The organism is Burkholderia sp. LMU1-1-1.1, assembly GCF_040675865.1.
Taxonomy (GTDB): Bacteria; Pseudomonadota; Gammaproteobacteria; order Burkholderiales; family Burkholderiaceae_D; genus Rugamonas.
Map to the genome: position 1 here is coordinate 98,654 of NZ_JBEGHG010000015.1, position 7,263 is coordinate 105,916.

7 protein-coding genes are annotated in these 7,263 nt (G+C 65.7%); 4 read left to right on the forward strand and 3 right to left on the reverse strand.

Annotated features, from left to right (window positions below; translation table 11 throughout):
- Positions 1 to 31: 31 nt before the first annotated feature.
- Positions 32 to 2,134, forward strand: coding sequence for a tetratricopeptide repeat-containing diguanylate cyclase (locus tag MRBLMU1_RS15715; RefSeq protein WP_363502953.1), 2,103 nt, complete (start codon positions 32 to 34; stop codon positions 2,132 to 2,134).
- An 11-nt stretch (positions 2,135 to 2,145) separates the two neighbouring features.
- Here the strand turns inward: MRBLMU1_RS15715 and MRBLMU1_RS15720 are convergent, their stop codons facing one another.
- Together MRBLMU1_RS15720 and MRBLMU1_RS15725 are read right to left on the reverse strand one after the other, a co-directional pair.
- Complete coding sequence (locus MRBLMU1_RS15720; protein WP_363502955.1) at positions 2,146 to 2,577, reverse strand: apolipophorin; 432 nt, start codon at positions 2,575 to 2,577, stop codon at positions 2,146 to 2,148.
- 93 nt (positions 2,578 to 2,670) lie between these two features.
- The gene (locus MRBLMU1_RS15725; protein WP_315214302.1) at positions 2,671 to 3,117 is read right to left on the reverse strand and encodes a hypothetical protein; all 447 of its coding nucleotides are present in this window, start codon (positions 3,115 to 3,117) and stop codon (positions 2,671 to 2,673) included.
- Between the two features lie 168 nt (positions 3,118 to 3,285).
- Between MRBLMU1_RS15725 and MRBLMU1_RS15730 the strand changes: the two genes are divergently transcribed.
- Positions 3,286 to 4,335, forward strand: coding sequence for a hypothetical protein (locus tag MRBLMU1_RS15730; protein ID WP_363502957.1), 1,050 nt, complete (start codon positions 3,286 to 3,288; stop codon positions 4,333 to 4,335).
- Positions 4,336 to 4,440: 105 nt separating this feature from the next.
- Here MRBLMU1_RS15730 and MRBLMU1_RS15735 read toward each other — a convergent pair whose 3' ends face one another.
- Positions 4,441 to 5,376 (reverse strand): LysR family transcriptional regulator, encoded by a 936-nt coding sequence (locus tag MRBLMU1_RS15735; RefSeq protein ID WP_363502959.1) that lies wholly within the window; start codon positions 5,374 to 5,376, stop codon positions 4,441 to 4,443.
- 107 nt (positions 5,377 to 5,483) lie between these two features.
- On the opposite strand from MRBLMU1_RS15735, the gene MRBLMU1_RS15740 reads away from it, so the two are divergent.
- Together MRBLMU1_RS15740 and MRBLMU1_RS15745 are read left to right on the forward strand one after the other, a co-directional pair.
- Positions 5,484 to 6,320 (forward strand): phytanoyl-CoA dioxygenase family protein, encoded by an 837-nt coding sequence (locus MRBLMU1_RS15740; protein ID WP_363502961.1) that lies wholly within the window; start codon positions 5,484 to 5,486, stop codon positions 6,318 to 6,320.
- Entirely contained in the window at positions 6,317 to 7,129 is an 813-nt protein-coding gene (locus tag MRBLMU1_RS15745; RefSeq protein WP_363502963.1) for a sugar phosphate isomerase/epimerase family protein, read from the forward strand. Before MRBLMU1_RS15740 ends, MRBLMU1_RS15745 begins: the two co-directional genes overlap by 4 nt.
- The last annotated feature ends 134 nt before the right edge of the window (positions 7,130 to 7,263 follow it).

A 7,263-nucleotide genomic window follows, 5' to 3' on the forward strand; every position in this document is an offset into this window, starting at 1 on the left:
AGCGCTTTCAGGGGGCTTGGCGTTGGCGGGGATGAGAAATAGCTGGTGGTTGATCCAGGCGCCGATCCAGGCACGTACTGGCGCCCTGGCGGCGGCCCTCACGCTGTGCCTTGCGCCCGCCTTCGCCCAGATGGACGAGGCCACCCTCAACAGCCGCCTGTTCGACATCCGCGAGCAAAGCCGCTTCGTCCCCGACAAGGCGCTGGCCGAGTTGCTGACCCTGCAGCCGGAGGCCGCCGACAAATCCCCGTACACCCGCGCCGAACTGCTGGTCCAGATCAGCGCCTCGCGCATGCGCATGGGCGAGAACGCCGAGGCGATGGCCGGCGCCGAACAGGTCATCGCCTACGGCAAGGGCCTGAAAGACAACGTCATCGTCGCCAAGGGCATGCTCAACAAGGTCTACGTGCTGTCGGCCAAGGCCGACGTCGACGCCGCGCACGCCCTCGCCTTCGAGGCCGAGAAACTGGCCATGAGCACCGACAACGCCGCGCTGCGCACCCAGGCGACCATCACCGCCGGCCAGTGCTACGCCGAACAGGGCAACTTCCCGCAGGCGCTGGTCAAGCTGCAGCAGGCGCTGGACCTGTCGCGCACCGTCAAGGACGATCCGGCGATGCCGGCCGCCGCGCTCAACGCGCTGACCACGCTCTACACCCAGATGAAGGAATTCGACAAGGCCTCCGCCAGCCTGGTGGAGCTGCTGGCCGAGACCGAAAAACTCAACTCGCCGGGCCGCATGGCAATGGCCAAGACCACCGAATATGGCCTGGCGATCGACTCGGGACAACCCAAGCGCGCGCTGGCGGCGCTGCTGCGCACGCTGGAGCTGGTGCGCAGGCTGGGCGCCGAACGGATGGTCGGCTCCACCCTGGTCAACCTGTCCGACAGCTATCTGAAGGAACGGGACTACCCGCGCGCCGCCCAGTACGCGCTGGAGGCCTTGCGCCTGACGCAGCGCACCAACGACGAATCGAGCACCGCCGTGGCGCGCATCAACCTGGCGCAGGCCTATCTGGCCATGGGCCGCATCGCCGAAGGCAAGGCGCAGTACGAGGCCGGCATGGCGCGCTATGAGCGCGAGAACAACAAGCCCTATCTGCAACAGGTGCTGCGCGAGTACGGCGAGGTGCTGGAACGCTCGGGCGACCTGGCCGGCGCGTTGTCGGCCTACCACCGCGAACGGGAACTGTCGAACGAGCTGTTCGAGAAGCAGCGCCAGAAAGCCGTGCTGGAGCTGCAGGAAAAATACGAGACCGAGAAGAAGCAGCGCCAGATCGAACTGCTCAGCCGGGAGAACCAGCTCAAGGGCGCGGAGATCGACAACCGCCGCCTGCAGCAGCGCATCTGGTGGCTGCTGGCGCTGGTGTTCGGACTGGCGTCGGTGATGATCGGCATGTTGTACCGCAAAGTGCGCAACGCCAACGCCCAGCTGGAGGAGAAAAACCTCGAGCTCAAGGCGCAGTCGACGCTCGATCCGCTGACGTCGCTGTACAACCGGCGCCACTTCCAGGAGTATATGCGCGGCCTGAAGCCGCACGAGAAGCTGCCGCCGGAAATGGAAAAACGCGCCGAGCACCGCAACGACATCGTCGGCGCGCTGTTCCTGCTCGACGTCGACCACTTCAAGAACGTCAACGACACCTACGGCCACGCCGCCGGCGACGCGGTGCTCAAGATGATCGCCGAGAACCTGCGCATCGCGCTGCGCGAGACCGACATGATCGTGCGCTGGGGCGGCGAGGAGTTCCTGGCCTTCCTGCCGGCCAGCCCGCGCCACGGCCTGGACGATATCGCGCGGCGGATACTAACGGGGATCTCGTCGCAGACCATCCGCTATCAGGGACATGAGATTTCGGTGAACGTGTCGGTCGGGTTCTCGCCGTTCCCGCTGACGCCGGGCGGCACGCCGCTGCCGTGGGAGCGCGCCGTCAACCTGGTCGACATGGCGCTGTACCTGGCCAAGGCGCACGGACGCAACCGCGCGTACGGGGTGCGCGGCTTCGCCAACCTCGAGCACACGTCGATGGAAGCGATCGAACAGGATCTGGAACGCGCGTGGCGCGACGGTTTCGTCGATTTGAGCGTGGTGTCGGGGGACGCGGCGACGGCGCAGACGCCGGCCGCCGCCTGAACGTACAGCCGTTACTTCGCCGGCGTGCCGCCGGCTTCGCGCTCCTGCGCCTTTTCCTGCATCTTTTCGCCGGCCCGCTCCAGCTTGCGGCCGGCCGCCTCGCTGACCTCGTTGAGCTTATGCCCGGCCGTCGTCGCGGCGCTGTCGATCTTCTGCCCCGCCGTCTCGGTGGCCCGGTCCAGTTTTTCCCCGGCGGTCTCGGCGGCCCGGTCGAGCTTCTGGCTGGTGTCCCTGGCGGCCTCGCTCATTTGCTGGCCGGCGTTCTCGCGCACTTGGCTCAGCTCGCTGCCAGCCTTGGCCGCGGCCTGGTCGACCTTGCGGCCCGCGCGCTCGGCCGGACCGGCCTCGCTCGGATCGTCCTTCTGGCAACCGCCCAGTAGCGCCGCCATTGCCAGCAGCAAGGCGCCGGCGCCGCGAAGGGTCGTGCTTGTATTAGTAGCCATCGTAGTCTCCCTGAAGAATTACTTATTGTCATTAACATACAACATCCGCTGCCGATGCAGCGCACGGCACATCATGACAGGAAGACCAGCGGATCAACCGATTTTCTTGGGAGGGGGCGGCGGCGTGAAGACGATGTTTTCCGACGTGGGGGCGGTGTCGCCCGCCTCCGACGTCTCCAGCCAGTTCAACAACTTTTCCATGCGCCGGATCAGGATGCCCTTGCTGCTGATGTAGCCGACCTGCTCGAAGTTCTCCGGCTTGCTGACCATCTTGGACACCGTCGGCAAATTGTCGGCCAGGCGCTCGAAAGCCTTGCGCGCCTTCTGCTCCCATTTGACCAGGTTCGGTTCGTTGAAACGGTTGCTCTCGTAATAGATGGTTAACGTCCGGTCATGGTTGCCGAAACCGACAATCGCCGAACCCTTGCGCACCGTCTCCAGCACGTCTTCCTTGATGCTGGCCGTCGGCACGAACAACGCGGCGCGTCCGTTCGCGTCCGGGCGCTCCAGCGGCAAATCCTGTCCCATTATTACCGTCATCATGCATCCTGTTGTTATGCCAAGGAGTTGCTGCTAGGCTATATTCCTGATTCTATATCGCTACCCCGGGCATTACAAGGAGAATGCGCCGGAGCGTGGCGGCGGCGCGAATGCCCATATGAAAGCCCTTATAATGGCGCCTTCCCCACGGCAGACCCTGTTTCCTCAATGACTACCTCCCGCTTCGGCGACATTCCCGAACACGCGGTCGACACGGCCGAGCGCAACGTGCGCGACACGCTGGCGCTGGCCATCGAACACGCCGCGCCGCGCGCCGCGCTGATCGTCCACGACACCCGCACCGACCTCAATCGGGCGCTGACCGAGGCCTACCGGCGCGTGGTGCCGGACGCGCGCTTCGTCGACTTCGACACCGTCACGCCGGACGACGTGCTGGCCGCCTTCGCCGGCATGGCGGCGGGCGACCTGGTGGTGCTGATCCAGTCGACCAGCTTCCGGCTCGAGGCCTTCCGCATCCGCATCGAACTGTTCAAGCGCGGCCTGAAGGTGATCGAGCACGTGCACCTGTCGCGCATGCCGGGTGGGCAAGGACTGCACTACATCGATGCGCTGGCCTACGACCCGGCCTACTATCGCGGCGTCGGCCACGCGCTCAAGGCCCGCATCGACCGCGCGCAATGCGGCGTGGTCGACAGCGGCGACGGCGCGCGGCTGGTGTTCGGCTCGCCGTTCGAATCGGCCAAGCTCAATATCGGCGACTACAGCGGGATGAACAACGTCGGCGGCCAGTTCCCGCTGGGCGAGGTGTTCACCGAGGCGCGCGACCTGGAGGCGGTCAACGGGCGGGTGCGCATCTTCGTCTTCGGCGACACCGCCTTCCTGGTCAACAAGCCGGCCACGCCGGTGACCTTGATCGTTGAAAAAGGCCGCGTGGTCGGTGCCGAAAACGCCACGCCGGAATTCGACAACATGCTCGCCATCATCCGCGCGCACGAGGGCGAGGTGTGGCTGCGAGAGCTGGGGTTCGGCATGAACCGCGCGTTTTCGCGCGACTGCATGGTCGACGACATCGGCACCTTCGAGCGCATGTGCGGCATCCACCTGTCGCTGGGCGCCAAGCACGGCGTGTATGCCAAGCCGCAGTTCAAGCGCAAGGAGGCGCGCTATCACGTCGACGTGTTCGCGGTGACCGAGGCGGTGTATCTGGACGACGAGCGGGTGTACCGCGACGGCGCGTGGCAGGTTGAGGTGGCTTAAAAAATCATCTGAAACACGTAGGGCGGATTAGGCGGCACGCCGTAATCCGCCATCTATGAGCCGCCGAAACGCACGCATTGGCCGATTACGCTTCGCTAATCCGCCCTACGTGGATTCGTGGTCCGTCAAAGCCAACTTGCTGTCCCACGGCGGCACCGGCTGATACTCCGCCACCAGGAAATCGATCATCGCCCGCACCTTGGGAGACGGCTGGCGGCTGGCCGGATACAGCGCGCTCAGATAGTTAAGCGGCAGCTCCCAGTCGGCCAGCACCGGCACCAAACTCCCCTCCTTCAGCGCGCGCCAGGCCAGGAAGGTGGTGTTGTAGACGATGCCCAGTCCCTGCAGCGCCGCCTGCTGCAGCACCAGTCCATTATTCGCCGTGAACGCGGCTTCCACCCTCACCGTGCGGCGTTCCCCCCCTTTGCTGAAGTGCCACGCCGTGCCGTCGGTCAGATGGCTGAAGTGCAGGCAGCGATGGTCGTGCAAATCCTCGGGCGTTTGCGGCACGCCATGCCGCGCCAGATAATCCGGCGCCGCGCACAACACGCCCCGGCACGGCGCCAGCGGGCGCATGGCCAGCGCGTGCACGTCCGGGATGCCGCCCACCCGTATCGTCAGATCGAAGCCATGCTCGATCGGATCGAGCAGCGCGTCGTCCAGGTACAGCATCGGCGACAGTTGCGGATGCAGCAGGTTGAAACGCGCCACCGCTGCGGCGAGCCACTCGCTGCCGAAGCTGGACGGCGCCTGTATCCGCAGCGGCCCGGCCAGCTCCGCGCCGCTGTGGGCGACCACGCGCGCCGCTTCCCTCGCCTGCTCCACCGTCGCCATGCACGGCGCAAGATAGGCCTGGCCGGCGTCGGTCAGGCTCACCTCCCGCGTCGAGCGGTGCAGCAGGCGCGCCTGCAGCCGGTCCTCCAGCTGCAGGATATGCTTGCTGACCATCGCCCGCGTCAGGCCCAGCCGGCGGCCGGCCTCGCTGAAGCTGCGCAGCCGTGCCACCTCGACGAATATCTCCATTGCGCGTAACTGATCCATGCCCGATTGTCTCCATGTTGACGACAATGTGTCAACCTTTTGCGCATTGTTCGGCCACCCGCAGCGCCGTACAATGACTGATTCTTACTATCGTTCCGGAGCCGGGCATGCTGACAGACGCGCAAAAACAACAATATCAACGCGATGGCTACATCGTGCTGCCGGACTTCAAAAGCGCCGCCGAGATCGCAGCGCTGCGCGCGCGTGCCGCGCAGATTGTCAACGAATTCGATCCGAAGGGCGCCGGCATCTTCAGCACCGTCGAACAGGAAAAAACCACCGACGACTACTTCCTGCGCTCCGACAACACCATACGCTGCTTCTTCGAAGAGGAAGCGTTCGGCCCCGACGGCGAGCTGAAACAGGACAAGTCGCTGTCGATCAACAAGATCGGCCACGCGATGCACGATCTCGATCCGGTGTTCCGCACCTTTTCGGCCGACGCCCGCCTGGTCGCCGTCGCCCGCGACCTGGGCCTGAACGACGCCCAGGTGTGGCAGTCGATGTACATCTTCAAGCAGCCCGGCATCGGCGGCGAGGTGCGCTGGCACCAGGACGCCACCTACTTCGACACCGATCCCGTGAGCGTGACCACGTTCTGGTTCGCGCTGGAAGACGCGACCCTGGAAAACGGCTGCATGTGGGCCGAGCCGGGAGGCCATCGCGGCCCGATGCGTGAACGCTTCCTGCGCACCGGCGACGACGTGCGCATGGAAAAACTGAGCGACATGCCGTGGCCGGACGACAGCACCGCCGTGCCGCTCGAATGCAAGGCCGGCAGCCTGGTATGCTTCCACGGCCTGCTGCCGCACTACAGCGCGCCGAACCGCTCGGCCTTCTCGCGCCATGCCTACACGCTGCACGTCACCGACGCCGCCACCGAATACTCGCCGCTGAACTGGATCCAGCGCGACGCCAGCTTCCCGGTGCGGGGCTTCCTTTGATCGTACAAATCTTCGCCGCCCACTGGGGCAACAACGAACTGGCGCCGCAGGTGTTTGTCGACCGCGTCAAGGCGGCAGGTTTCGACGGCATCGAAATGTCGCTGCCGCTGGACGCCGCCGCGCGCGACGACTGGACCGGGCGCATCGCCGCCGCCGGGCTGGGACTGATCGCGTCGCAGTGGGAGACGGCGCTGGTGCCGGGCTTCGAGGCGCACCGCGCGGCGCTGGGCGAGTTGCTCGACAACGCCTGCGCCGCCCGGCCGCTGCATGTGAACTCGCAGACCGGCAAGGACTACTTCACGCCGGGGCAAAACGGCGAACTGCTGGAACTGGCCGACGCCATCTCGCGCCGGCACGGCGTGCCGATTTACCACGAGATCCACCGCAGCCGCTTCAGCGCGCACCCGATGCTGTTGCTGCCGTATCTGGAGCGGATGCCTGGGTTGCGCTTGACGGCCGACCTGTCGCACTGGTGCTGCGCCTGCGAATCGCTGCTCGACGACCAGCCGCAAACCCTGGCCGCGACCTTGCCGCATGTGCGCCACATCCACGCGCGCGTCGGCCATCCGCAGGGGCCGCAGGTGGCGGATTTCCGCGCGCCGGAATCGCAGGCCGCGCTGGAAGCGCATCTGTCGTGGTGGGACGAGGTGGTGCGCCTGCGGCGCGCGGCCGGCGCCGAGCGCGTGACGCTGACGCCGGAATTCGGCCCGGTGCCGTACACGCAAACGCTGCCCTACACGCAAAAGGAAGTCTCGAACGCGTGGGAGCTGAACGTGGCGATGCTGGCGCTGCTGCGCCAGCGGTACTAGCAAACAAGCAAATCCGGGGTCAGGTCCTAATGCCGCTAACTTAAGCTTTTAGCGGCATTTTTGTTGTAAACGGCGGCCGGAAGTGTTAACTTGCCGGCACGATGCTATCAGATGCCATTTCCCTCGCTATAGAC